The following is a 23,204-nucleotide window of genomic DNA, read 5'->3' as shown; positions in this document are numbered from 1 at the left end:
CTACCGGAACACCACCAGCCACACGGCGATGTAGTGGCACAGGGCGGCGATGACGGTGGCGGCATGGAAGAACTCGTGATGCCCAAACGTGGTCGGCCAGGGGTTGGGCCACTTGGTGGCGTAGAGGATCGCGCCGACCGAGTAGAGGATGCCGCCGATCAGCAGCAGCACCATCGGGACGACGCCGACCTCGTGCGTCAGTTCGGGCGCGACGGGCACGATGGCCCAGCCGAGCAGCAGGTAGAGCGGCACCCCGACCCAGCGCGGTGCCGTCGGCCACAGCATTTTCAGTGCGACCCCGGCGAGCGCCCCCGCCCACACGACGATCAGCAGCGTCCGGCCCGTGTCGGGCGGAAGTCCCAGCACCGCGAACGGGGTGTAGCTGCCGGCGATGAACAGGAAGATCATCGAGTGGTCCGCGCGCTTCATCCAGGTGCGGGCCGAGACGGTGTTCCAGTGGATGCGGTGGTAGGTGGCGCTGACCCCGAACACACCGCACACCGTGAGGCTGTAGACGGCGGTGGCGAGCGCCGCTTCCCCGGACACCTGGGTGCCGGAGAGTGTGACGAGGACGATGCCGGCAATCACGGAGACGCCGAACGCCCACAGGTGGATCCACCCTCGCAGTCGGGGCTTGACGGGCAATTCGTCGAGGCCGAAAGCGGTCACTGAACACCTCTTCTCGCTGTGCGTGGCACTAACCTACGCAACCGTAGGTTAGCTTGTGGTGAGAGCGTACCCGTCGGTAGCAGGAAGTCGTGCGCTGTGTGACGGCCGTCGCGGATCACCTTCGGCTGCGGCGTAGTCTTGCGTGTCATGGTGATCTCCAGGTGAGTGCGCGAGGACTGCTGTACAGCATCTACGAGCGTCGGCTACTCAAGCGGCTCGACGGTCTACAGCACCCTCGGCACATAGCCGTGATGTGCGACGGCAACCGGCGGTGGGCCCGGGAAAACGGCTTCGAGGACGTCAGTCACGGCCACCGCATGGGCGCACTGAAGATCTCCGAGATGCTCGGCTGGTGCGACGCCGCGGGCATCGAGATGGCCACCATCTACCTGCTGTCCACCGAGAACCTGCGCCGCGACCCGGGGGAACTCGACACCCTGCTCGAGATCATCACGGACGTCGTCGAGGAGATCTCCGGCCCCGACAAGAACTGGAGCGTCAAGATCGTCGGCGCCCTCGACCTCCTGCCCGCCGAACAGTCGCGGCGTCTGCGCGACGCGGCCGCCGGGACCGAGGGACGCACCGGCACCCACGTCAACGTCGCGATCGGCTACGGCGGCCGCCAGGAGATCGCCGACGCCGTGCAGTCGCTGCTGAGTGAGAAACTCCTCGCGGGACTGTCGGGCGACGACCTCGTGAAATCGATCACAATCGACGGCATCGACGGACACCTCTACACGTCCGGCCAGCCCGACCCCGACCTCGTGATCCGCACGTCGGGGGAGCAGCGGCTGTCGGGGTTCCTACTGTGGCAGAGCGCCTACTCCGAGATCTGGTTCACGGAGGCGTACTGGCCCGAGTTCCGCCGCGTCGACTTCCTCCGCGCGCTCCGCGACTACGCCGCCCGGCACCGCCGCTTCGGCGTCTGACGTGAGCGGCGAAGCGTGCCGGAATACACGTCGCCACTCACCTACAGCTTCCGCAGCCGCAGCCGGTTGATCGAATGATTGGCGTCCTTGCGCAGCACGAGCGTGGCACGCGGACGCGTCGGCAGGATGTTCTCCACGAGGTTCGGCCGGTTGATGTTGTGCCAGATCTCCTGAGCGGCAGCCGTCGCGTCCCGGTCGGACAATCCGGCGTAGTGGTGGAAGTGCGCGTCGGGGTCGGAGAACGACGTCTTCCGCAGCGCGAGAAAACGCTGGATGTACCAGTTCTCGATGTCCTCGATGCGGGCGTCGACGTAGATCGAGAAGTCGAACAGGTCCGACACCATCAGCCGCGGTCCGGTCTGCAGCACGTTGAGACCCTCGATGATGAGGATGTCGGGCTGCCGGATCAGGTGGTACTGGCCCGGGATGATGTCGTACGAGATGTGTGAATAGACCGGTGCGGCCACTTCCTCGGCCCCCGACTTCACCTCGGTGACGAACCGCAGCAGCTTCCGGCGGTCGTAACTCTCGGGAAAGCCCTTGCGGTGCATGATCCCACGGCGGTTCAGTTCGGCCGTCGGATACAGGAAGCCGTCCGTCGTCACCAGGTCGACGCGCGGGTGGTGCTCCCACCGCGCAAGGAGGGCCTGGAGGACACGGGCCGTGGTGGATTTGCCGACCGCCACACTGCCGGCGACGCCGATCACGAACGGCACCTGCTGGTCGGGGTGCTTCTCGCCGAGGAACGTCGCGGTCGCGGCGAACAGTCGCTGCCTGGCCGCGACCTGGAGGTGGATGAGACGCGACAGCGGCAGGTACACCTCCGCGACCTCCTCGAGGTCGATCTGCTCGCCGAGGCCGCGCAGTCCGTACAGCTCTTCCTCGGTCAGGACGAGTGGCGTCGACTTACGCAGTGTGCGCCACTGCTTCCGGTCGAATTCGACGTACGGACTGGACTCGCTCGTCCGCGCCATCAGTTCCGCTCACACTCGGGTACACGGGGGAGTGAGCGGTCCATGCCCAGAATCTCTGCCGTCGTCGTTGCGCTGGCGAGTAGCGGTTGCATAGTCGGATTGTGCTTGGTGCCACAGGCTGCGCTGTCGGCGGGTCGGGAAGACGCGTCTGCGACTAAGGTCGGACGGCATGGAATCCGTTTCGTTCGTACGCGAATACTTGCTGCTCGGGCTGGGTTTCGACCGGCTGGAGGAAGGATTCGTCGACGCGTATACCGGCGATCCCGCGCTGCGCAGGCAGGTGGAGAACGCGCCGAAGCCCGATCCGCGCGACCTCGCGCGCACGGCGGCGACCCTCCGCGCGGAATTGCCGTCGGCCGGATTGTCCGAGGAGCGGACCCGGTTCCTCGACGTCCATCTCCGCGCCCTCGAATGCTCGGGGCGAAAGTTCGCGGGCGACGACGTCGGCTTCGTCGACGAGGTCGAGGCGTACTTCGACGTCCGCATCGAACGCGGCGACGAGGAGCAGTACCGGGAGGCGCACAAGAAGATGGACGCCGTGCTGCCCGGAACGGGGCCGCTCGCGGAACGCATCCAGGCCCACCGTGCGAAGGACGAGATCCCCGCCGACCGGTTGCAGGAATGTGTCGACGCCTTCTCGAGTGCCCTGCGCGACCTCGTGCGGGAGCACTACGCACTGCCCGACTCGGAGGTCGTGGAGTACGAGGTGGTGGGCGACAAGCCGTGGTCGGGGTTCAACTATTACCTCGGCGACTACCGGTCCCGGGTCGCGATCAACTCCGACCTGAAGCAGCACATGTCGAACCTGCCGCGGCTGATCGCGCACGAGTCGTACCCCGGCCACCACACCGAGCACTGTCGCAAGGAAGCCGGACTCGTCGGGTCGGGACAGCTCGAGCAGACGTTGTTCGTCGTCAACACCCCGCAGTGCCTGATGGCCGAGGGCCTCGCGGACCTCGCGCTCGAATCGATCGTCGGGTCCGACTGGGGGCTGTGGGCGCAGGAAATCTACGCCGACCTGGGCCTGCGATTCGACGGTGAGCAGGCGCAACGCCTGTCCGGCGCGTCCGGGCAGCTGCTCGGTGTGCGGCAGGACGCGGCGATGATGCTGCACGACGAGGGTCGCAGCCACGACGACGTCGCGGCGTTTCTGCAGCGATGGAGTCTGTCGACCCCCGAGCGGGCACGGCAGTCGCTGCGGTTCCTGTCGTCGCCGCTGTGGCGGGCGTACACCAGCACCTACGTGGAGGGATACCGGCTGCTCGGTGGCTGGCTGGCCGAGGTACCCGTCGGTGCGGAGCGGTCGGAGCGGTTCCGTCGCCTGCTCGACGAGCCGCTCGTGCCCAGCGTCCTGCGCGCCGGTGAGGGGTACCTCACCGCGGGCGGTTAGGAAGTCCTCACGGGTACTTCGTAGACTGGGAGCATTCGTTTCCGCATCCAGCTTGGAGATCCCTCGATGACCGCTGTGCCCGGTACCGACGTCAACACGGCCCCCCTCGCCGAACTCGACCCCGAAGTCGCCCAGGCCATGGCAGGTGAGCTGGCCCGTCAGCGCGACACGCTGGAGATGATCGCGTCGGAGAACTTCGTTCCCCGCGCGGTCCTCCAGGCGCAGGGCAGTGTCCTCACCAACAAGTACGCCGAGGGATACCCGGGACGCCGCTACTACGGCGGCTGCGAGCACGTCGACGTCGTCGAGGATCTCGCCCGTAACCGCGCCAAGGAACTGTTCGGCGCCGACTTCGCGAACGTCCAGCCGCACTCCGGCGCGCAGGCCAACGCGGCGGTCCTGATGGCCCTGATGAACCCGGGTGAGAAGCTCCTCGGCCTCGACCTGGCGCACGGCGGTCACCTCACGCACGGCATGAAGCTGAACTTCTCCGGCAAGCTCTACGACGTCGAGTCGTACGGGGTCAGCAAGGAAGACCACCGCATCGACATGGACGAGGTCCGCAAGATCGCCGTCGCCGCGCAGCCGAAGGTCATCGTCGCCGGCTGGTCCGCCTACCCGCGTCACGAGGACTTCGCCGCGTTCCGGTCGATCGCCGACGAGGTCGGCGCGTACCTGTGGGTCGACATGGCGCACTTCGCCGGCCTGGTCGCGGCCGGCCTGCACCCGTCGCCCGTGCCCTACGCCGACGTCGTGTCCAGCACCGTCCACAAGACGCTCGGCGGGCCGCGCTCCGGCCTGATCCTCGCCAAGCAGGAATGGGCGAAGAAGCTCAACTCCGCCGTCTTCCCCGGCCAGCAGGGCGGGCCGCTGATGCACGCCATCGCCGCCAAGGCCGTCTCCCTGAAGATCGCGGGCACCGAGGAGTTCAAGGACCGTCAGCAGCGCACCCTGACCGGCGCGAAGATCCTCGCCGAGCGTCTGACTGGCGCGGATGTCGTCGACAAGGGCGTCAGCGTCCTCACCGGCGGCACCGACGTCCACCTCGTGCTCGTCGACCTGCGCAACTCGCAGCTCGACGGCCAGCAGGGTGAGGACCTTCTTCACGAGGTCGGCATCACCGTCAACCGCAACGCGGTGCCGTTCGACCCGCGCCCGCCGATGGTCACGTCCGGCCTCCGGATCGGTACCGCGGCGCTCGCATCGCGTGGATTCGGGGACGAGCAGTTCACCGAGGTCGCCGACATCATCGGCACCGCACTCGCCGGATCGTCCGACGTCGAGACGCTGAAGTCCCGCGTGTCGAAGCTCGCCGCCGACTTCCCGCTGTACGAGGGTCTCGAGGACTGGCGCCTGATCTAGGCGGCTCCGCCGCCCGTGCGTGGCCTGCGAGTGCAAGGACTCGTTAACCGCGCACGGGCGCCGCAGGCGCCTCCGCGTAACTTGATGTTCACCGACACGCCCGCCGCTCGCACGGCCGTCCGGCGTGTTTGGCAGTACCGTCGGGGGTAACAGGCAGCGGGGAAGTTGCTTGTACGGGAGGTCCTGATCGTGGCTGACACACTCAGTGCGAGGGGGCCGGCGCCCGGCCCTCGTGTGGTGACACACCAGGGACGGACCGGTCCAGCGAACCGAGTTTGCGTGGGTGCCACGCAGACCTAGGAGCCAACGTGACTGCTTCACGCTCCGTCTCAGCCCGCGTCGGACGTTCGTCCGCCGCCCCCAGGAAATCGTCGGATTCTGCAGTTCGTACATTCGTACTCGACACCTCCGTACTGCTGTCCGACCCCTGGGCCGTCACCAGGTTCGCCGAGCATCGTGTGGTGCTTCCCCTCGTCGTGATCAGCGAGCTCGAAGGGAAGCGGCACCACCACGAGTTGGGATGGTTCGCAAGAGAATCGCTGCGCATGCTCGACGACCTCCGGCTGGAATACGGTCGTCTCGACCAGCCCGTGCCGATCGGCACCGAGGGCGGCACCCTGCAGGTCGAGCTGAACCACACCGACCCGTCGGTTCTCCCGGTCGGATTCCGCACGGACAGCAACGATTCGAGGATCCTGGCCTGCGCCCTGAACCTCGAGGCCGAGGCCGAGGGCGGTGACGTCGTCCTGGTCAGCAAGGACATCCCGATGCGTGTGAAGGCCGGTGCGGTGGGTCTTCCCGCCGACGAGTACCACGCCCACGACGTCGTTCCGTCCGGTTGGACGGGTATGACCGAACTGGATGTGGCGTCCTCGTCGATCGACGAACTGTTCTCCGAGGGCGTCGTCGACCTGGAGGAAGCTCGGGAGCTTCCGTGCCACACGGGTATTCGGCTGCTGGGCGGTTCGTCGAGCGCACTGGGCCGCGTGAACGCCGACAAGCGGGTGCAGTTGGTGCGGGGGGAGCGTGAGGCATTCGGTCTGCACGGACGTTCGGCCGAGCAGCGGATCGCCCTGGACATCCTGCTGGACGACAGTGTGGGCATCGTGTCGCTGGGCGGCAAGGCGGGCACCGGCAAGTCGGCGCTGGCGTTGACGGCGGGGCTGGAGGCGGTGCTCGAGCGCCGTACCCAGCGGAAAGTCGTTGTCTTCCGGCCGCTCTACGCGGTGGGCGGGCAGGAACTCGGCTACCTGCCGGGTAGTGAGAGCGAGAAGATGGGCCCGTGGGCCCAGGCGGTCTTCGACACTCTCGACGGCCTTGCCAGCACCGAGGTGATGGACGAGGTGATCAGTCGCGGCATGCTGGAAGTGTTGCCACTCACGCATATTCGCGGACGGTCATTGCACGATTCGTTCGTGATCGTGGACGAGGCGCAGTCGCTGGAACGCAATGTGCTGCTCACGGTGCTGTCCCGGCTCGGCACCGGCTCCCGGGTGATCCTCACCCACGACGTCGCGCAGCGCGACAACCTGAGGGTCGGACGTCATGACGGTGTGGCCGCGGTGATCGAGAAGCTCAAGGGGCATCCGCTGTTCGCGCACGTCACGTTGACGCGCAGTGAGCGTTCGCCGATCGCGGCGCTCGTGACGGAGATGCTGGAGGAGTTCGGTCCGACGCCGTAGGCGCCTGCCCCGCAGCGTGATCCGCCCGACGCCGCACGATCCGTGCGGCATCGGGCGGACACTTCAGAAGGCGCGCACGATCCCTTTGAGCGTGCCCCACAGGAAGTCCCGGCTGCTGAAGTAGTCGCGCCAGACGGCGATCTTGCCGTCCTTCATCTCGAACGTGCCGCACACCCAGAATTCGCTGCGCAGCCGCTTGTAGATCAGGACGTCCGTGCGTTCGGTCAGCACGGTCGTACCGTCGCCGGCGATGTGGTGCAGGCGCACGTCGAATCCGACACCGGGGCGGCTCATTCCGCGGAGTATCCGCATGACGGCGCCGAGGCCGCGGATCTTGGGCAGCGACACGTTGTGCCACACGATGTCCTGGTGCAGATACTGCTGCGCGGCGTCCGGGTCGCCTGCGACGAGTGCGTCCAGGAATGCCCGGACCACCTGGACATCTGCCGTGTCCGTTCGAGCGGTTCCCGTGGGTGCGTGCGAGTTCGTGCTCATGATCTTCTTCCCGTCGATGTGTCGGCTCAGCGGACGAATGTACCCCGGCCTTCCGTGTCGTAGAACTCGAGTGTGACGTTGTTGCCGGCGAACGTGGCCTTCGAGATGGTTCCAGGTGGGGCGTTCTCACCGCGGGGTGTGAAGGTGAAGGTGTCGCCGTCCCAGTGGGTGAGTGGGAAGGTCTGCCCGGCGGGCCCGAGTTGGAGCGTCAGCGCACCGTTGCTCTCGGTGACGACGGCGGGGCCCCAATACGGGTTGCCGTAGGTGCCGGCGTAGGTCGGGAGGGGTTGCGGCGGTGCCGGGTTCGCGGGGGCCGTCTGGCCGACGAGACTGCCCTCGGGCTCGTCCATCGGCGCGATCGCCTGCCGGTACAACGACCTCCAGTCCTCACGGATCTCCCCGAACTGGACGAGGTCGGCGAACTCGGCGGTGAGGGACTCGGGAATGCCGATGGGCGACCCGTTGGTCAGCGCGACGATGGCGACGTCGGCGGACGGTATCGCGACGAAGTTCGTCGCCACCCCGAGCTGGAACCCGCCGGAGTGGCTGAGGGAGACCCGCCCTGCCGGGGTGGTCGACACGTTGAACCCGTACCCGTACGACCCCGGACGGCTGTCCATCGACCGCGGTGGGCTGGACACCATCTGAGGACTGACTGCGGGGAGCAGTGCCTCGGGTGACACGATCTCCTTGCCCTCGAACGTTCCGTCGGCCAGCAGCATCGCCAGCCATTTGCCCATATCGTTGACGGAGGAGCTCACCCCGCCTGCAGGGGACTGGGCGTCGGGGTCGCGTACCGCGTCGGCGACGTACTTGCCGTCGACGAGCTGGTGCGCGACTGCGCGGTCGCTGCGTGCCTGATAGTCGGCGAATCGCGAACTCGTGGAGGACATCCCGAGCGGCCGGTAGATCGTCTGCTCGGACAGCGTGGCCCAATCTGTCCCGGACGCCGCCGCGACGGCCTCCGCCGCCGCGGTGAGGCCGAAGTTGGTGTACTCGTAGGTGATCCGGAACGGGTTCAGCGGTTCGAGCCGGAGCTTGTCGAGCACCTGCTGCTGGTTGTAACCCAGGTCCTCGAGCAGATCGCCGGCGTGGTCGGGCAGCCCCGATCGGTGCGAGTACAGATCGCCCACCGTGACGTGCTCGGTGACCCATGGGTCGGCGAGCGCGAAACCGGGCGACTTGGACACCACGGGAGTGTCCCAGCCGACGACGCCGGCATCGACCTGATGTGCCACCACCGTGGACCCCACCGATTTCGACATCGACGCCAGCTGGAACACGGTGTCGGCGTCCACCTTCTGATCGGTGCCCGCCTCGCGCACGCCGAACCCCTTCGCGTACACGGTCTGCCCACCGTGGACGACGGCGATCGCCATACCCGGCAGCCCGGAACTCTCCATCAACTCGTTCGCCAGTTCGTCGAGACGGCCCACGGCGTCGTCGATCTGACCGTCGGGGATGTCGACGCCCGCGACCGTCCCCGGGTTCGGCGGCTGCGACGACTCCGAGGTGGGGCTCGCGTCGGAACCGGCGTCGTCGGAGCCGGAGCCGCAACCCGTCACGAGTGACCCGCCGAGCGCGAGAGCCGACAGAAGTATCGTCAGGTTCCGCTGTCTGCGCATGGGTGATCCTCTGCTCGGGCCCGGGGTAACCGTGAACTGCCAGCGTAACGACTGCAAGCCCATGACCAGGCTGTTTTCGTCACAACGCCGCCGTTGTTCCCGTCGAATTCACCAGTGGTCGACCCGGCGCCGGGCGCGGACGCTACGGTGTGCGGATGCCGATTGAAAAGAACGACTCGCAGCTGCTCAGTGAGCTGGCCCCGGTGGTGGACGAAAACCTGACACGTCACATCGCCGAGGCGGACGGCTGGCAGCCGCACGATCTGGTCCCGTGGGACCAGGGCAAGAACTTCGCGTTCATGGGTGGAACGGATTGGTCGGCAGATCAGTCGACCCTGAGCGACGTCGAGGCGCTCGCGTTGACCGTGGGTGTGCTGGTGGCGGACAACGTCCCCGCGTACCACCGGGAGATCGCCAAGCACCTCGCCCAGGTGGGCCCGTGGTGGCGCTGGGTGGGCCGCTGGACCGCGGAGGAGAACCGGCACTCCATCGTGCTCAGGAACTACCTGATGGTGACGCGCGCCGTCGACCCCGTTGCCCTCGAGCGCGCCCGGATGGACGAGATGGTCCGCGGCTACGCGATGCCGCCGATGCACCTGCTCGAGATGCTCGCGAATTCCGCGTTCGAGGAGAAGGCCGCGGCGGTCCGTCATCACAACACGGCGGCACTCGGCGAGGACCCGCTGGTGGCAGTGATCGCCGAGCGGCTGGCCACGGACGACGAACTGCAGTCGCTGTTCTACCGGAACATCGTCGAGGCCGCGTTCGAGCTGGTACCCGACCAGACGATGCGGGCCATCGCGTCGCGGATCGAGGCCTTCGACGTACCGAGCGTGGCCCTGCCCGGCGGAACCGACAGCACCGCGGTGCTCGCCGAGGCCGGCATCTACGACCCCGCCCAGCAAGGGGAGAAGGTGTTCGCCCCGCTGCTCCGCTCCTGGAACATCGCCGGGCGCTCCGATCTCGGCCCCGTGGGCGAGAAGGCCCGCGACGAGCTGTCCGCGCTGCTGTAGGACTTCTGCGCGAGAGGGCCCGCACTCGAGCGAGTGCGGGCCCTCTCCGTCGGCAGGGTCAGTCCTCGACCTTCGCCATCGCCAGCACGTCGAGACGCTTGTCGAGTTCCTCCTCGCTCAGCTTGTCGCCGATCAGACCACGGTCGACGACGGTCTCGCGGATGGTCTTCTTCTCCTTCAGCGCCTGCTTGGCGACGGCCGCCGCCTCCTCGTACCCGATCGCGGAGTTCAGTGGCGTCACGATGGACGGCGACGATTCCGCGAGGGTCTTGAGGTGCTCGATGTTAGCGACGAGCCCGACGACGCACCGGTCGGCGAACAGCCGCGTGACGTTGGCCAGCAACGTCAGCGATTCGAGCAGGTTCCGCGCCATCATCGGGATGTAGACGTTGAGCTCGAATGCGCCCGCGGCACCGCCCCAGGCGACCGCGGCATCGTTGCCGACCACCTGTGCGGCGACCTGGGTGGCCGCCTCCGGGAGCACCGGATTGACCTTGCCGGGCATGATCGAACTGCCGGGCTGCAGGTCGGGGAGACGGATCTCGCCGAGACCGGTCAGCGGTCCCGATCCCATCCACCGGATGTCGTTGGCGATCTTGGTCAAGGACACCGCGATCGTGCGCAGTGCGCCGGACGCCTCCACCAGGCCGTCCCGCGCCGCCTGCGCCTCGAAACTGTTCTTCGCCGGTGTGAGGGCGTCGACACCCGTCGCCTTGACCAGTTCGGCGACGACCTTCGGGCCGAACCCGTCGGGGGCATTGAGCCCCGTTCCGACCGCGGTGCCGCCGATGGGCAGCTCACCGAGCCGGGGAAGGCAGGCCACGACCCGCTCCATCCCCGCCTCCATCTGGCGGGCGTAACCGCCGAACTCCTGGCCGAGGGTCACCGGAACGGCGTCCATGAGGTGGGTGCGGCCCGACTTCACAACGGTCTTCCACTCGGTGGACTTGTCGAGCAGGGCCAGGCGCAGGTGGTCGAGGGCGGGGAGGAGGTCCTTCACCGCGGACTCGGTGGCCGCGACGTGCGTCGCGGTGGGAAAGGTGTCGTTGGACGACTGCGACATGTTGACGTCGTCGTTGGGGTGGACGACCACGCCGTTCGCCGCGGCGATCGACGCGATCACCTCGTTGGCGTTCATGTTGGAACTGGTGCCCGAGCCTGTTTGGAAGACGTCGATGGGGAACTGATCGTCGTGCTTGCCTTCGGCGATCTCGCCCGCCGCCGCGATGATGGCGTCCGCCTTCTCGGCGTCGAGGAGGCCGAGGTCCTTGTTGACCTGCGCGCAGGCTGCCTTCAGCAGACCCATTGCACGTATCTGGGTGCGCTCGAGACCTCGACCGCTGATCGGGAAGTTCTCGACGGCGCGCTGAGTTTGCGCGCGCCACAGGGCATCCACAGGCACCCGCACCTCGCCCATGGTGTCGTGTTCGATCCGGTACTTCTGCTCGTTGCTCTCGGTCATGCGTCAAACATGCCACTTCCGAGCGCATCGTGGGGGCGCTCCCCGTGCGCCTTTCCGGTAGCCGCAGCTACCGGAAGGCGCACGGGCAGCGGAGCTGCCTAGAACGTCGGCGGAACGGCGCCGTCTTCGCCCGTGAAGTCCACGGACGAGTACTCGCGCAGCTTCTCGAGACGGTGGTACGCGTCGATCATGCGGACGGTGCCCGACTTCGACCGCATCACGATCGACTGGGTCGAGGCGCCGCCGCCGTAGTAGCGGACACCGCGGAGCAGGTCGCCGTCCGTGACGCCGGTGGCGCAGAAGAAGACGTTCTCACCGGACACGAGATCTTCGGTGGTGAGCACGCGGTCCAGGTCGTGGCCTGCGTCGATGGCCTTCTGACGCTCGGCGTCGTCGGTGGGGGCCAGCCGGCCCTGCAGCGAACCACCCATACAGCGCATGGCGGCGGCGGCGATGATGCCCTCCGGCGTGCCGCCGGTGCCGATCAGGATGTCGGTGCCCGACTCGGGCCGCGCGGCGGCGATCGCACCCGCGACGTCGCCGTCGGAGATGAGACGGATCCGGGCGCCGGTGTCCCGGACCTCCTGGATGAGCCTGGCGTGCCGGGGACGGTCGAGGATGCAGACCGTTACGTCGGAGGGGGACGCCTTGCGGACCTTCGCGACGCGCTTGATGTTCTCCGCGACGGGCGCTGTGATGTCGATGACATCGGCGGCGTCGGGGCCGACGGCGATCTTCTCCATGTAGAACACGGCGGACGGGTCGAACATCGCGCCGCGCTCGGCGACCGCGAGGACGGCGATCGCGTTGGGCATGCCCTTCGCCATCAGGGTCGTTCCGTCGACCGGGTCGACGGCGAAGTCGCAGTCGGGTCCGTCGCCGTTGCCGACCTCTTCGCCGTTGAACAGCATCGGGGCTTCGTCCTTCTCGCCCTCGCCGATGACGACGACGCCGCGCATCGAGACCGAGCTCACGAGCTGGCGCATGGCGTCGACGGCGGCGCCGTCGCCACCCTCCTTGTCGCCACGGCCGACCCAGCGACCGGCAGCCATCGCACCAGCCTCGGTGACTCGGACCAATTCCAGAGCAAGATTTCGGTCCGGGGCCTCGCGGCGACTCGAAGTGGTGCTAGCCGTCATGGGCAGTGCCTCCTGGTGCAGTCACGGTCGACGTTGTACGTCGACGCTGTGTCGGTGGCCGTCGGCCGCCGAGTGTCGAGTGGATCTCGCTGCTGATTCTCCCAGAAAGAAGTGTGACGTGCGCTGCTGGGGCGCGAATCACGAGACCGAGAATCGTTGTTCCGGGACCGACCCTGGATACTGGTGGGCGTGGCATCCGATAAACCCCGCATCCTGCACAACAACCGCGACATGGTGTGGTCGCTCGTACCCCTTGTCCTGTTCTGCGTACTGATCGCGGGTATCGCCAGCCAGTGCACGTTCAGCCCGGGCGGACCCACCAGTGGCCCGATCCCCAGCTTCGACGTCGACGCGGCGCTGAAATACGACGCACAGGACCTTCCGTTCCCGGTGCGCAAGCCGGAGACGCCGGAGGGCTGGACGCCCAACTCGGGCAGCCGCAGCATCGTCAGCGGCGACGGCGGCGGCGATTCGAGCACCGTCGGCTTCATCACCGAGGCCGGCCGCTACATCCAGCTGACGCAGAGCAACGCCGTCGAGACGGTTCTCGTGCCGTTCGTCGCCGGCGGTCCGCGTACGGCGACGGGAACCGAGGACGTCGCAGGTCACAGCTGGATCGTGTACGGCGGGGAGGGTGTCGAGCCGATCTGGGTCTCCGACTTCGGCGACGTCCGGCTCCTCGTGACGGGCAGTGCATCACCCGAGGCGTTCGAGCAGCTCACCACCGCCGCGGCCGACGCCCCGATCCTCGCCGCCTGACGATCAGGGGAGGGTCAGTCCTCGTCGTCGGCGTGGGCGAGGGCCGTCTCGACGCGCTTGCGTGCCCCGGCGAGGTGCTCCTCGCAGCGTTTGGCCAGGGCCTCGCCCCGCTCCCACAGCGCGAGTGACGCGTCGAGGTCGAGGCCGCCCTGTTCGAGCACCTTGACCACGTCGACGAGTTCGTCGCGCGCCGCCTCGTAACCGAGTTCCGCGATGTCGTTGTCGTTTCCGGTGGGCTTGCTCATGTCCTACTTGTCCTTTCCCATCACCGCGGCACGGATTGCGCCGTCGGCGACTCGAACGCGAATCTGGGTGCCCGGTGGGGCGTCGTCGACCGAACGCAGTACCTCGGGATCGCCGTCGGGCACGATCCGCTGAACCACGGAGTAGCCGCGGGCCAGGGTCGCGGCGGGCCCGAGGGTCGTCAGCCGTGCACGAAGGTGCTCGATCGTGGTGCTCTCCGCGGCGATCGCCCGGCTGATATCGCGTCGCCCGGCCTCCCGCAGTCGCTCGACCTCGTCCGACCGGTGGTCGAGTGCGCGCAGCGGGTCGGCGAGCACCGGCCGGCTCCGCAGCTGGGAGATCAGGTGCGACTCGCGCTGCACCCAGTTGCGCAGCGCCGCCGCGCTCCGTGACCGCAATTCGCCGACGAGTGCCTGCTCGGCGACGGCGTCCGGCACCACCCGCTTGGCGGCATCCGTCGGTGTCGCGGCCCGCAGGTCGGCGACGTGATCGCTGAGCGGACTGTCCGGCTCGTGGCCGATGGCGCTGACCACCGGAGTTCGGCAGGCGACGATCGCGCGGCACAGCGTCTCGTCGGAGAACGGCAGCAGATCCTCCACACTGCCGCCGCCGCGCGCGAGGATGATCACGTCGACGTGCGGGTCGGCGTCCAATTCCTTCAACGCGTCGAGGATTTGCGGAACGGCGGTCGCGCCCTGCACCGGGGTGTTGCGGACCTCGAAGCGCACGGCGGGCCAGCGGCGCTGCGCCACACTGAGGACGTCGTGCTCGGCGGCGCTCGCGCGACCGGTGATCAGCCCGATGGTGCCCGGCAGGAACGGCAGCGGACGCTTCAGCCGAGGGTCGAACAGACCCTCCGCGGCCAGCAGCGCGCGCAACCGCTCGATCCGGGCGAGGAGTTCACCGATCCCGATCGCGCGGATCTCCGTCACCCGCAGCGAGACCGACCCTCGGCCCGTGTAGAACGACAACTTGCCGAACATCACCACCCGGCTGCCCTCGGTGAGCGGGACGGGGGAGTTCTGCAACAGCTGCGGGGAACAGGTCACCGACAGCGACATGTCGACGGACGGATCCCGCAGCACCAGAAACGCGGTCCGGGTTCCCGGACGCGCGTTGATCTGGGTGATCTGCCCCTCGACCCAGACACTCCCGAGCCGGTCGATCCACTGTGCGACCTTGGCCGACACGGTGCGGACCGGCCAGGGCTGCTCGGCGGTACTCGGTCCGGTACTGGTTGCGCGGGGCTGTGCGGAGGTCACTTCGCCTTGGCGGAGGTGATGCGGTTGGTCAGCATGGTCTGGAACGGCGCTCGTGCCAGGGTCGCGTTCTCGTAGTCCAGCAGCGTCGTGAGGTCCTCGACGGACAGGCTACGCAGGCGCGCCCGCAGCTGGGCGAGCGTCAGCGTGCCGTAGTCGAGTACGACGGCGATCTCGGGTTCGGCCACCGTCGGCGCGGAGGTCGCGGCCTTCTTGCTCGCCGCCGTCACGGGGGTCGAGCCGTTGGTCGCGGCGGCGGGAGCAGCCTTCGGGGTCGAGACCTTCTCGGGTGTGCTCTCGTCCTGCGGGCTCAGCGAGTACAGGGCGAACCGGCCCGGTCCGGCCGGCCGCTCGTCGGTCACGCCGTCGACAACGGGTTCCGGATCGGTGTCGTCGTCGAAGACGGCCCATGCCGGCTGCTCGTCGTCGTGGGTCCAGTTGATCAGTGCGAAAGCCTGGTCGCCCTTGATGGCCAGCGCCGTCATGGACTGCTGAACACGCATCGTGGTCTGCAGCACCTGACTGACCGCGGTCATGGGCAGGGTCGCCGCGGTGGTCGGCAGCTTCCTGGCCTCTTCGACGGCCGTCACGGCGATTCCAGCGGCGACACGCGCCACGAAGGGGGGACGAATCATTCCCACAGCCTGCCTGACAACGGCACGTTTGGGTAGCCGACGTGCCCACAGCGCCGACCACATCGGTGCGACGATGCGCACACTACCCGGCGGAGACCCCGCGAAAGTGTCGTCCGTCCGGGGTGACCCGTAGTCTGGAACCATGTCTTCGGCTGTTCCACTCAATGTGGGTATCACACGTTCGGCAGATTCGGGGGCGTCGCGTGCCGACGGCGAGAAGCGGGTACTGCTCGCGGAGCCCCGCGGCTACTGCGCCGGCGTGGACCGCGCCGTCGAGACGGTGGAGAAGGCGCTCGAGAAGCACGGCGCCCCGATCTACGTCCGCAAGGAGATCGTCCACAACCGGCACGTCGTCGATACGCTCACCGATCAGGGTGTCGTCTTCGTCGACGAGACCGACGAGGTTCCGGAGGGCGCGCTGCTGGTGTTCTCCGCCCACGGCGTGTCTCCCGCGGTCCACGAATCAGCTGCGGCGCGCAACCTGCGCACCATCGATGCCACGTGCCCGCTGGTCACGAAGGTCCACCAAGAAGCCAAGCGCTTCGCCCGCGACGACTTCGACATCCTCCTGATCGGCCACGAGGGCCACGAGGAAGTGGAGGGCACCGCCGGTGAAGCCCCCGATCACGTGCAACTGGTCGACGGGCCCGACTCCGTCGACGCCGTGACGGTCCGCGACGAATCGAAGGTCATCTGGTTGTCGCAGACCACGTTGAGCGTCGACGAGACGATGCAGACGGTTGCCCGGCTGCGGGAGCGTTTCCCCAATCTGCAGGACCCCCCGAGCGACGACATCTGCTACGCCACCCAGAACCGTCAAGTGGCGGTCAAGGCGATGGCACCCGAATGCGACCTCGTCATCGTCGTCGGATCCCGTAACTCCTCGAATTCCGTTCGTCTCGTCGAGGTCGCTCTGAACGCGGGCGCGAAGGCGTCGTACCTGGTGGACTACGCGCGCGAAGTGGATCCGGCCTGGCTCGACGGCGTCCGGACGGTCGGGATCACGTCGGGTGCGTCCGTGCCGGAGATCCTGGTGCGCGGTGTGATCGATCTGCTCGACGAGCACGGATTCCACGACGTCCAGCCGGTCACCACCGCCAACGAGACGCTGGTCTTCGCACTGCCGCGCGAGCTGCGCGCCGCACGGGCCTGATCGGCCCGCTACCTGCCCCGTCCCTGCTCTAGCGGGGCTGCTCCGTCTCGAACGGCGGCTCGTACCGGTCGCGGTAGCGCACCTGCGGAATGGGGTGGGCCGGCACGTCGGGGTTCGGCCGGGGTCGCGGCGTCGTCCGCGGCGGGACCGAACGCGGCGCCTGACTGGTGCGCGGAGGCGCCGAGCGGGTAGCCTGCGCTGCCCGGTCGACCATCGGTGGTGGGGGCGCGGTGCGTCCTCCCGACGACGAGGAGCGGCGAGGCGGTGGGGTGGCTGCCCGTCGCGCCGAGCGGGGATGTTCCCGCGCAGCGTCCTTGTCACGCGCCCGGCGCGGCGGCGGCGACTGCTCCGACTCCTCGGCTGCGCGCCGAGGGCGGGCGGCGCGTGGCGCCCGCTGCGCGCGTCGCCGCTCGGACGTACGGGCGGGACCGGTCTTGCGTTGCTGCAGCAGGAAGAGGCGGAGGCCGCCGATCAGCAGGGTGACCACGGTGGCGGCGAGCATCACCGGAAAACGGTTGACCAGCGGATATGCGACGTTGATCGCCAGGTCTTTCAGTGCGGTGCTGTTCTCCTCCGCGATGAGACTCTGCCCGAGCGGCACCGCGACGAACAGGATCAGCGGCGGCTGGACGATCGCGGTGAACAGCGCCCGATTGCCGGCAGCCGCCACGGCGAGAACGCAGCCGAGGAAATAAAACGTGGAGAACGCAGCCGTGAGTTCCGTGCCACGAGCCGCATCGACAGCGAATCCGACAAAGGTGCCTCCGACGGCCAGGAGAATGACACCCCACCAGGGGAGACCGGGGACCGTAGGGACAATCGACCGCCTGTCGAGCGGCACCCCAGAGCGAGCACGTTGGGTTGCAGACACACAACGACAGTAGCGGCAACTTGTTAACTAGCCTCGTTGGCGTGACCGGTAGAGCCTGAGAGATCCTCGAGATTTGTGCGTCGCGGCCACGAATCGACGGCGCTGACCTCGGTGACGTCGCCGTCGAACACGTCGAGGTCGTGGAGCTTGCGGGCGGTGACTGTGACCCGGGACTCCATCGACGCGACGGTGAGATTGAACGAGTCGACGGCCTTGCCGAGTTGTGAGCCGAGCGGTCGAGATGCGCGCCGACCGTGCCCAGCCGCGAATACAGCTCCCGGCCGAGTTGGTGGATCTTCGCGGCGTCCTGCGACAGCGCCTCCTGCCGCCAGGTGTGCGCGATGGTCCGCAGCAACGCGATGAGAGTGGTGGGGGTGGCGAGGATCACGTTCCGCGAGAACGCGTGCTCGAGCAGCCCGGAGTCGGCGATCAGCGCCGCGTCCAGGAACGGGTCACCGGGCACGAACAGCACCACGAACTCCGGCGTCGGGTCGAACGACTCCCAATACGTCTTGTCGGCCAACTGGTCGACGTGCGTGCGCAGCTGCCGGGCGTGCCGGGTGAGGTGCTGTTCCCTGGCAGTCGGGTCTTCCGTCTGCGCGGCGTCCAAATACGCCGCGAACGGGACCTTGGCGTCGACCACGATCTGCTTGCCGCCCGCGAGGTACACGAGCAGGTCGGGACGGACACCGTCCTTCGACACCTGGGTGTCGAAGTCGCAGTGCCGGACCATCCCGGCCAGTTCGACCACCCGCTCGAGTTGGATCTCGCCCCACCTGCCCCGGATCTGCGGCGCCCGCAGCGCCGTGACGAGTCTGTTCGTCTGCGTGGACAGCATCTGTGAGGTGCGGTGCATGCCCTCGACCTGCTCACTGAGCCCGGCGTACGCGTGAACGCGGTTGCGTTCGACGTGGTCCACCTGTTCCGCCAGGGCGCCGACGGCCTCGTGCAGCGGCCCGACCAGTCGCGAGATCTGCTCGCCGATCGCACCCGAGTGGCGGCGGGCGGAGTCTTCGCTGACCGCGCCGAGCGACTGCCGGAGGAGGGCCTCGTTCTCGCGCAGCGCGGCGAGCTGTGCCTCCGCTCGCGCTGCCCGATCACTGCTCCGCGCCGCGTGCAACAGCCACCCGAGGGCGGTGCCCGCGGCCAGCGCCAGGAGCATTCCGAGTGCAGCGAGTGCATTCATGTGGCTCATGGTGCACCGCCCCACCGACATGTGGGGCACCGCCCCAGCGACATGTGGGGCACCGCCCCAGCGACATGTGGGGCACCGCCCCAGCGACATGTGGGGCACCGCCCCAGCGACACGTCCAATCGCTCCGACGCCACGCGGCCGAGGTGTTCGAGGTTGTCGGCACCGTGCTCTACGGTCTCGGGACATGAGGATCCTGCACACTTCGGACTGGCACATCGGACGCACGTTCCACGGGGTGGACCTGCTCACCGACCAGGCCCGTGTGCTCGACGCGATCGCCGCCCTCGTCGCCGAGCACGGCGTGGACGTCGTCGTCGTTCCCGGGGACGTGTACGACCGGTCGATCCCCAGCGCGGACGCCGTCACCGTGTGCAACCGCGGATTCGAAGCGATCCGGGACGCCGGTGCGGTCATCGTCGCCACGTCCGGGAACCACGACTCCGCGGCGCGGCTCGGGGCGGGTGCCGCGTTCTCCCGCGCGGGCGGGCTGCACCTCATGACGACGGTCGCCGGGATCGGCTCGCCCGTGGTGCTCGACGACGAGCACGGTCCCGTCGCGTTCTACGGCATTCCCTATCTCGAGCCCGAGATCACCCGCGCGCAACTGGACGTGCCGACCGCCCGCTCGCACGCCGAGATCCTCGACGCCGCGATGGACCGCGTCTGCGCCGACCTCGACGGCCGCAACGACACCGGTCCGCGCACCAGGTCCGTCGTCCTGGCGCACGCGTTCGTCGTGGGCGCAGAGGCCACCGGATCGGAGAGGTCCATCTCCGTCGGCGGCGTCGAGACGGTGTCGGCGTCGGCCTTCGGCGGGGTCGACTACGTCGCGCTCGGCCACCTCCACTCGCCGCAGGCCCTCGCCGAGAACATCCGGTACTCGGGTTCGCCGCTGCCGTATTCCTTCGGCGAGCGCACCCACAGCAAGGCGGTCTACCTCGTGGATCTCGACGCCGACGGACTGCGGGCCGTCGAGCGGGTCGACCTGCCGGTGGTCCGCGGTCTCCGGCAACTGACCGGGACGGTGCAGGAGTTGCTCGAGGACGACACGTTCCGCGACGCCGAGGACTGCTACGTGTCGGCGGTGCTCACCGACCCGGAACGTCCGGTCGACGCCATGCGCTCACTCCAGACGCGATTCCCGTTCGCCGTGCACCTCGAGTGGCAACGCCCCGAAGGCGGCGACGATCTGCGCTACCGCGACAAGGTCCACGGGCGCAGCGATCTGCAGATCACGCGCAGCTTCCTCACCGACGTGCGCAGCGAGCCGTCGACCGGCGAGATCCGGCTGGTGGAGGCCGCACTCGGCTTCGCCGGCCGGTCCGGCGAAGGCACCGCCGAGGTCGTCGCGCTGGAACAGACGGCATGAGGCTGCATCGACTCGAGGTCGAAGCCTTCGGGCCGTTCGCAGGATCCGTGGAAGTCGACTTCGATCGGCTCGGCGCCGACGGGCTCTTTCTGCTGCACGGTCATACCGGCGCCGGTAAGACGACGGTCCTCGACGCGGTGGCGTTCGCGCTGTACGGCACGGTGCCCGGGGCACGGAAGGACGGCAAGCGCCTCCTGTCCGACCACGCGCCCGCCGGTTCCGTTCCGACGGTGACGCTCGAGGCGACGATCGCGGGCCGGCATCTGCGACTCGTCCGCAGCCCGGAGTTCGAGCGTCCCAAGCGCCGTGGGTCGGGGACCATCAAGGAAAACGCGAAGGCCACGCTCACCTGGCTCGACGGTCGCGGGGAGAACCTGTCACGAATCCCCGACATCGCCGACGAGGTCGGGCGGCTGATGGGCATGAGCGCCGACCAGTTCTTCCAGGTGGTCCTGCTGCCGCAGGGAGAGTTCGCGAAGTTCCTGCGCGCCGACAACGAAGAACGCGGTCAGCTTCTGGAGAGGCTGTTCGACACCACCCGATTCGGGACGGTGGAGGAGTGGTTCCTCGACCGCAGGCGCACCAGCGCCCACGACCTGGACGAGCATCAACGGGCCGTCGACGTCCTGCTGGCGCGGGTCGCGACTGCCGCAGGCATCGAGGGGGGCGCCGACGCCGATCCGGTGACCTGGGCTCACAAGCTCGAGGCCGAGGCGCGCGAGACTCGCGACCTGGCCGCGGACGACCTGCAGACGGCCAAGGGTCAGGCGAAGGTGACCCGCGATGCGCTGACGGAGGCGCGCCGTGTCCTCGAACTGCAGAACCGCAGGCGGCGAGCCGAGGCGGAACTCGAGGCGCACGCAGCGGGAGCGGACCGGCGGGCGGTCCTCGTCGCCGAATTGGCGGATGCGCGCCGGGCCGAACCGGTCGCGACCGTGGCACGCGACGCCGACGCCGCCCGGGCCAAGGCCGCGGCCGCGGCGCGGAACGTCGAGGCGATCACGGACGGGTTGCGTTCGACGGTGGGCGGCGCCGATCTCGTGGCGGAGTTGTCGTGGCCTCCGACCGCCGACGAACGGGAGCACATCCGGTCGAGTATCCGGGACTGGCGTGATGAGATCGTCCGCCTCGACGGGGCACTCGCCGAATCCGTCGCCGCCGACCGGCTCGCTGTCGAAGTGGAGCGGCTGCGTACCCGGCAGGTCGAACTCGCCGAGGCCGGCGACGCGCTGTCCCGGGAGCGCGAACAATTGCCGCTCGCTCTGAGTGAAGCGGAGAAGGCGCTCGACTCGGCGCAGAAGGCCCGCGCCGCGGTGCCCGGGCTCGTCGATGCCCGGGACCGGGCGGCCGACGCTGCCTCGGCGGCGGCGGATCTCCGCACCCGCCGGGCCGAGCGGGATCGGCTCGAGCGCGGTGTGCTCGATGCCCGGCGACAGCATCAGGACGCGCGGGAGCACTGGCTCGACCTTCTGCAACGTCGGATCGCGGGCATGGCAGCCGAATTGGCGGGCACGCTCGAGGACGGTGTCCCGTGCCAGGTGTGCGGTTCATCCGAGCACCCGCAGCCTGCCGAACCGTCCGAGCTGTCGGTGACGAAGACCGACGAGGACAAGGCCCTCGCCGCGGAGCAGAAGGCCGCGGCGGCGATGACGACCGCGACCGAGAAGCTGGGCGCGGTGGAGCGCGCGATCGGCGTGCTCGTCCAGCGCGGTGGCGACGGTGACGCGGACGAACTCGCCCAGGCACTCACGGCCGCGGAGACGGCGGTGGGGCAGGCGACTGCGCTCGGCGACGAGGTCGAGCGTCGGTCCGCGTCGCTCACCGAGCTACGGGACCGCGAGAGTCACCTGCAGGAACGGTCGCTGGACCTGGGCGTCGACGCCGCCACCGTCGCCGAGAGGATCACGGCGAGCACGACACAGCTCGGGGAGATCCGGGCCCGGGTGAGCGAGGCGGCGGGCGACGACCCGAGCGTGGAGGCGCGCCGCGCACGACTCGACGCGCTCGCCGAGTCCGCATCCGAGCTGCTCGACGTGCGGGACGCCGGTGCCGGAGCCGAGTCGGCGGCCCGTGAACTCGCGGCCAAGGCCGAAACACTGGCCGGGGACGCCGGTTTCGACAGCACTGCCGACGCCGTGGCCGCGGTCCGGACGGCCGCCCGTCAGGGCGAGATCGAGGCCGTCCTCACGGCGGCGCGGGACGCCGAGGTCGGGGCGCGCAGCGTGCTCGACGACCCCGAGGTCGTTGCCGTCGCCGAGGCGGATCCCGTGGAACTGGCGTCCGTCCAGCACGCGCACGACGTGGCCGCGGAGGTCGTGAACGTCGCCGTCGCGGCGGCGTCCGACGCCGAGCGCCGACTGCTCGATCTGGAACGGTTCGTCGGTCAGCTCGACAAGGCCGCCGAGGCGATTGCGCCGATGCAGGCCGCGCACGAGGAGCTGGCTGCCCTCGCCGAGGTGATCGCGGGCCGTGGCCAGAACGCCAGGAAGATGTCGCTGCGATCGTATGTGCTGGCGGCCCGGCTGGAAGAGGTGGCCGTCTCGGCATCCGCGCGGCTCGGCCGGATGTCGGCGGGACGGTACGAGTTCGTCCACAGCGACGAGGCCGGTCCGCGAGGCCGCCGCGGCGGTCTGGGGCTGGACATCCGCGACGACTACACCGGGGTGGTGCGTTCGGCCAAGACCCTGTCCGGTGGTGAGTCGTTCCTGGCGTCGCTGTCGCTGGCGCTCGGTCTCGCCGATGTCGTCGCGGCGGAGTCGGGAGGCGTCGTCCTCGACACGATGTTCATCGACGAGGGATTCGGCACCCTCGACGCGGACACCCTCGACTCGGTGATGGGCGTGCTCGACGAGCTTCGTGACGGCGGCCGGGTGGTCGGGATCGTCAGTCACGTCGACGAGATGCGTCAGCGAATCCCGAGCCGGCTGCACGTGATTCGCGGACGCACCGGCTCCACCGTGGAGGTGGTCGCCGGCTGACC

General features: G+C 68.7%; 19 protein-coding genes and 1 pseudogene. 9 read left to right on the top strand and 11 right to left on the bottom strand.

Features of this window, described 5'->3' with window-relative positions:
* Nucleotides 1-669 (bottom strand): hemolysin III family protein, encoded by a 669-nt coding sequence (locus JVH1_RS07070; RefSeq protein ID WP_009479104.1) that lies wholly within the window; start codon nucleotides 667-669, stop codon nucleotides 1-3.
* Between the two features lie 161 nt (nucleotides 670-830).
* Between JVH1_RS07070 and JVH1_RS07065 the strand changes: the two genes are divergently transcribed.
* Nucleotides 831-1,598 carry an isoprenyl transferase gene (locus JVH1_RS07065; RefSeq protein ID WP_009479105.1) on the top strand — a complete coding sequence of 256 codons (768 nt, stop codon included), beginning with the start codon at nucleotides 831-833 and terminating at the stop codon, nucleotides 1,596-1,598.
* A gap of 41 nt (nucleotides 1,599-1,639) precedes the next feature.
* On the opposite strand, the gene coaA is transcribed toward JVH1_RS07065, so the two are convergent.
* Nucleotides 1,640-2,572, bottom strand: coding sequence for a type I pantothenate kinase (gene coaA / locus JVH1_RS07060; protein ID WP_009479106.1), 933 nt, complete (start codon nucleotides 2,570-2,572; stop codon nucleotides 1,640-1,642).
* A 169-nt stretch (nucleotides 2,573-2,741) separates the two neighbouring features.
* On the opposite strand from coaA, the gene JVH1_RS07055 reads away from it, so the two are divergent.
* The 3 genes from JVH1_RS07055 (at nucleotide 2,742) to JVH1_RS07045 (ending at nucleotide 7,006) form a co-directional block, all read left to right on the top strand.
* Nucleotides 2,742-3,962: a hypothetical protein gene (locus tag JVH1_RS07055; RefSeq protein WP_009479107.1), complete on the top strand. Its 1,221-nt coding sequence runs from the start codon at nucleotides 2,742-2,744 to the stop codon at nucleotides 3,960-3,962.
* Nucleotides 3,963-4,028: 66 nt separating this feature from the next.
* Nucleotides 4,029-5,324 carry a serine hydroxymethyltransferase gene (gene glyA / locus JVH1_RS07050; RefSeq protein WP_009479108.1) on the top strand — a complete coding sequence of 432 codons (1,296 nt, stop codon included), beginning with the start codon at nucleotides 4,029-4,031 and terminating at the stop codon, nucleotides 5,322-5,324.
* Between the two features lie 308 nt (nucleotides 5,325-5,632).
* Nucleotides 5,633-7,006: a PhoH family protein gene (locus JVH1_RS07045; RefSeq protein ID WP_009479109.1), complete on the top strand. Its 1,374-nt coding sequence runs from the start codon at nucleotides 5,633-5,635 to the stop codon at nucleotides 7,004-7,006.
* A 63-nt stretch (nucleotides 7,007-7,069) separates the two neighbouring features.
* Here JVH1_RS07045 and JVH1_RS07040 read toward each other — a convergent pair whose 3' ends face one another.
* Nucleotides 7,070-7,501 (bottom strand): limonene-1,2-epoxide hydrolase family protein, encoded by a 432-nt coding sequence (locus tag JVH1_RS07040; RefSeq protein ID WP_009479110.1) that lies wholly within the window; start codon nucleotides 7,499-7,501, stop codon nucleotides 7,070-7,072.
* 26 nt (nucleotides 7,502-7,527) lie between these two features.
* Nucleotides 7,528-9,126, bottom strand: a complete 1,599-nt coding sequence (locus JVH1_RS07035; RefSeq protein ID WP_009479111.1) for a serine hydrolase — start codon at nucleotides 9,124-9,126, stop codon at nucleotides 7,528-7,530.
* A 155-nt stretch (nucleotides 9,127-9,281) separates the two neighbouring features.
* Between JVH1_RS07035 and JVH1_RS07030 the strand changes: the two genes are divergently transcribed.
* The gene (locus JVH1_RS07030) at nucleotides 9,282-10,139 is read left to right on the top strand and encodes an acyl-ACP desaturase (protein WP_009479112.1); all 858 of its coding nucleotides are present in this window, start codon (nucleotides 9,282-9,284) and stop codon (nucleotides 10,137-10,139) included.
* A 58-nt stretch (nucleotides 10,140-10,197) separates the two neighbouring features.
* Here the strand turns inward: JVH1_RS07030 and JVH1_RS07025 are convergent, their stop codons facing one another.
* Both JVH1_RS07025 and glpX read right to left on the bottom strand, forming a co-directional pair.
* Nucleotides 10,198-11,601, bottom strand: coding sequence for a class II fumarate hydratase (locus JVH1_RS07025; RefSeq protein WP_009479113.1), 1,404 nt, complete (start codon nucleotides 11,599-11,601; stop codon nucleotides 10,198-10,200).
* 98 nt (nucleotides 11,602-11,699) lie between these two features.
* The gene (gene glpX, locus JVH1_RS07020; protein WP_005238998.1) at nucleotides 11,700-12,740 is read right to left on the bottom strand and encodes a class II fructose-bisphosphatase; all 1,041 of its coding nucleotides are present in this window, start codon (nucleotides 12,738-12,740) and stop codon (nucleotides 11,700-11,702) included.
* 189 nt (nucleotides 12,741-12,929) lie between these two features.
* Here glpX and JVH1_RS07015 point away from each other — a divergent pair, with 189 nt between their 5' ends.
* Nucleotides 12,930-13,499, top strand: coding sequence for a DUF4245 domain-containing protein (locus JVH1_RS07015; protein ID WP_009479114.1), 570 nt, complete (start codon nucleotides 12,930-12,932; stop codon nucleotides 13,497-13,499).
* 14 nt (nucleotides 13,500-13,513) lie between these two features.
* On the opposite strand, the gene JVH1_RS07010 is transcribed toward JVH1_RS07015, so the two are convergent.
* Genes JVH1_RS07010 through JVH1_RS07000 form a run of 3 tightly spaced genes read right to left on the bottom strand, consistent with a single transcriptional unit; the run spans nucleotide 13,514 to nucleotide 15,636 of the window.
* Nucleotides 13,514-13,744 carry an exodeoxyribonuclease VII small subunit gene (locus JVH1_RS07010; protein WP_009479115.1) on the bottom strand — a complete coding sequence of 77 codons (231 nt, stop codon included), beginning with the start codon at nucleotides 13,742-13,744 and terminating at the stop codon, nucleotides 13,514-13,516.
* Between the two features lie 3 nt (nucleotides 13,745-13,747).
* Nucleotides 13,748-15,004: an exodeoxyribonuclease VII large subunit gene (xseA, locus tag JVH1_RS07005; protein WP_043781897.1), complete on the bottom strand. Its 1,257-nt coding sequence runs from the start codon at nucleotides 15,002-15,004 to the stop codon at nucleotides 13,748-13,750.
* Nucleotides 15,001-15,636 (bottom strand): lipid droplet-associated protein, encoded by a 636-nt coding sequence (locus JVH1_RS07000; RefSeq protein ID WP_043781899.1) that lies wholly within the window; start codon nucleotides 15,634-15,636, stop codon nucleotides 15,001-15,003. Before JVH1_RS07000 ends, xseA begins: the two co-directional genes overlap by 4 nt.
* Before the next feature lie 142 nt (nucleotides 15,637-15,778).
* Between JVH1_RS07000 and JVH1_RS06995 the strand changes: the two genes are divergently transcribed.
* On the top strand, nucleotides 15,779-16,789 hold the full coding sequence (locus JVH1_RS06995) for a 4-hydroxy-3-methylbut-2-enyl diphosphate reductase (protein WP_009479118.1): 1,011 nt from the start codon (nucleotides 15,779-15,781) through the stop codon (nucleotides 16,787-16,789).
* 28 nt (nucleotides 16,790-16,817) lie between these two features.
* Here JVH1_RS06995 and JVH1_RS06990 read toward each other — a convergent pair whose 3' ends face one another.
* Both JVH1_RS06990 and JVH1_RS06985 read right to left on the bottom strand, forming a co-directional pair.
* Nucleotides 16,818-17,660, bottom strand: coding sequence for a DUF6542 domain-containing protein (locus JVH1_RS06990; protein WP_043781902.1), 843 nt, complete (start codon nucleotides 17,658-17,660; stop codon nucleotides 16,818-16,820).
* Nucleotides 17,661-17,683: 23 nt separating this feature from the next.
* Nucleotides 17,684-18,846, bottom strand: a pseudogene (locus JVH1_RS06985) (DNA recombination protein RmuC).
* Nucleotides 18,847-19,039: 193 nt separating this feature from the next.
* On the opposite strand from JVH1_RS06985, the gene JVH1_RS06980 reads away from it, so the two are divergent.
* Both JVH1_RS06980 and JVH1_RS06975 read left to right on the top strand, forming a co-directional pair.
* Entirely contained in the window at nucleotides 19,040-20,224 is a 1,185-nt protein-coding gene (locus JVH1_RS06980) for an exonuclease SbcCD subunit D (RefSeq protein ID WP_009479121.1), read from the top strand.
* Nucleotides 20,221-23,202 (top strand): AAA family ATPase, encoded by a 2,982-nt coding sequence (locus JVH1_RS06975; protein ID WP_009479122.1) that lies wholly within the window; start codon nucleotides 20,221-20,223, stop codon nucleotides 23,200-23,202. Before JVH1_RS06980 ends, JVH1_RS06975 begins: the two co-directional genes overlap by 4 nt.
* Nucleotides 23,203-23,204 lie beyond the last annotated feature (2 nt).

This window comes from Rhodococcus sp. JVH1, assembly GCF_000280725.2.
Taxonomy (GTDB): Bacteria; Actinomycetota; Actinomycetes; order Mycobacteriales; family Mycobacteriaceae; genus Rhodococcus_F; species Rhodococcus_F jostii_A.
Note: the sequence above shows the minus strand (reverse complement) of the source record. Positions and strands in the feature narration are given on the sequence as shown.

Excerpts from the sequence above, each read along its gene's own strand:
- coaA (WP_009479106.1), bottom strand. The coding sequence starts at position 2,572 with ATGGCGCGGACGAGCGAGTCCAGTCCGTACGTCGAATTCGACCGGAAG.
- JVH1_RS06975 (WP_009479122.1), top strand. The coding sequence starts at position 20,221 with ATGAGGCTGCATCGACTCGAGGTCGAAGCCTTCGGGCCGTTCGCAGGA.
- JVH1_RS07025 (WP_009479113.1), bottom strand. The coding sequence starts at position 11,601 with ATGACCGAGAGCAACGAGCAGAAGTACCGGATCGAACACGACACCATG.
- JVH1_RS06995 (WP_009479118.1), top strand. The coding sequence starts at position 15,779 with ATGTCTTCGGCTGTTCCACTCAATGTGGGTATCACACGTTCGGCAGAT.
- JVH1_RS07010 (WP_009479115.1), bottom strand. The coding sequence starts at position 13,744 with ATGAGCAAGCCCACCGGAAACGACAACGACATCGCGGAACTCGGTTAC.
- JVH1_RS07030 (WP_009479112.1), top strand. The coding sequence starts at position 9,282 with ATGCCGATTGAAAAGAACGACTCGCAGCTGCTCAGTGAGCTGGCCCCG.
- JVH1_RS07035 (WP_009479111.1), bottom strand. The coding sequence starts at position 9,126 with ATGCGCAGACAGCGGAACCTGACGATACTTCTGTCGGCTCTCGCGCTC.
- JVH1_RS06980 (WP_009479121.1), top strand. The coding sequence starts at position 19,040 with ATGAGGATCCTGCACACTTCGGACTGGCACATCGGACGCACGTTCCAC.
- JVH1_RS07000 (WP_043781899.1), bottom strand. The coding sequence starts at position 15,636 with ATGATTCGTCCCCCCTTCGTGGCGCGTGTCGCCGCTGGAATCGCCGTG.
- JVH1_RS07055 (WP_009479107.1), top strand. The coding sequence starts at position 2,742 with ATGGAATCCGTTTCGTTCGTACGCGAATACTTGCTGCTCGGGCTGGGT.
- JVH1_RS07040 (WP_009479110.1), bottom strand. The coding sequence starts at position 7,501 with ATGAGCACGAACTCGCACGCACCCACGGGAACCGCTCGAACGGACACG.
- glyA (WP_009479108.1), top strand. The coding sequence starts at position 4,029 with ATGACCGCTGTGCCCGGTACCGACGTCAACACGGCCCCCCTCGCCGAA.
- glpX (WP_005238998.1), bottom strand. The coding sequence starts at position 12,740 with ATGACGGCTAGCACCACTTCGAGTCGCCGCGAGGCCCCGGACCGAAAT.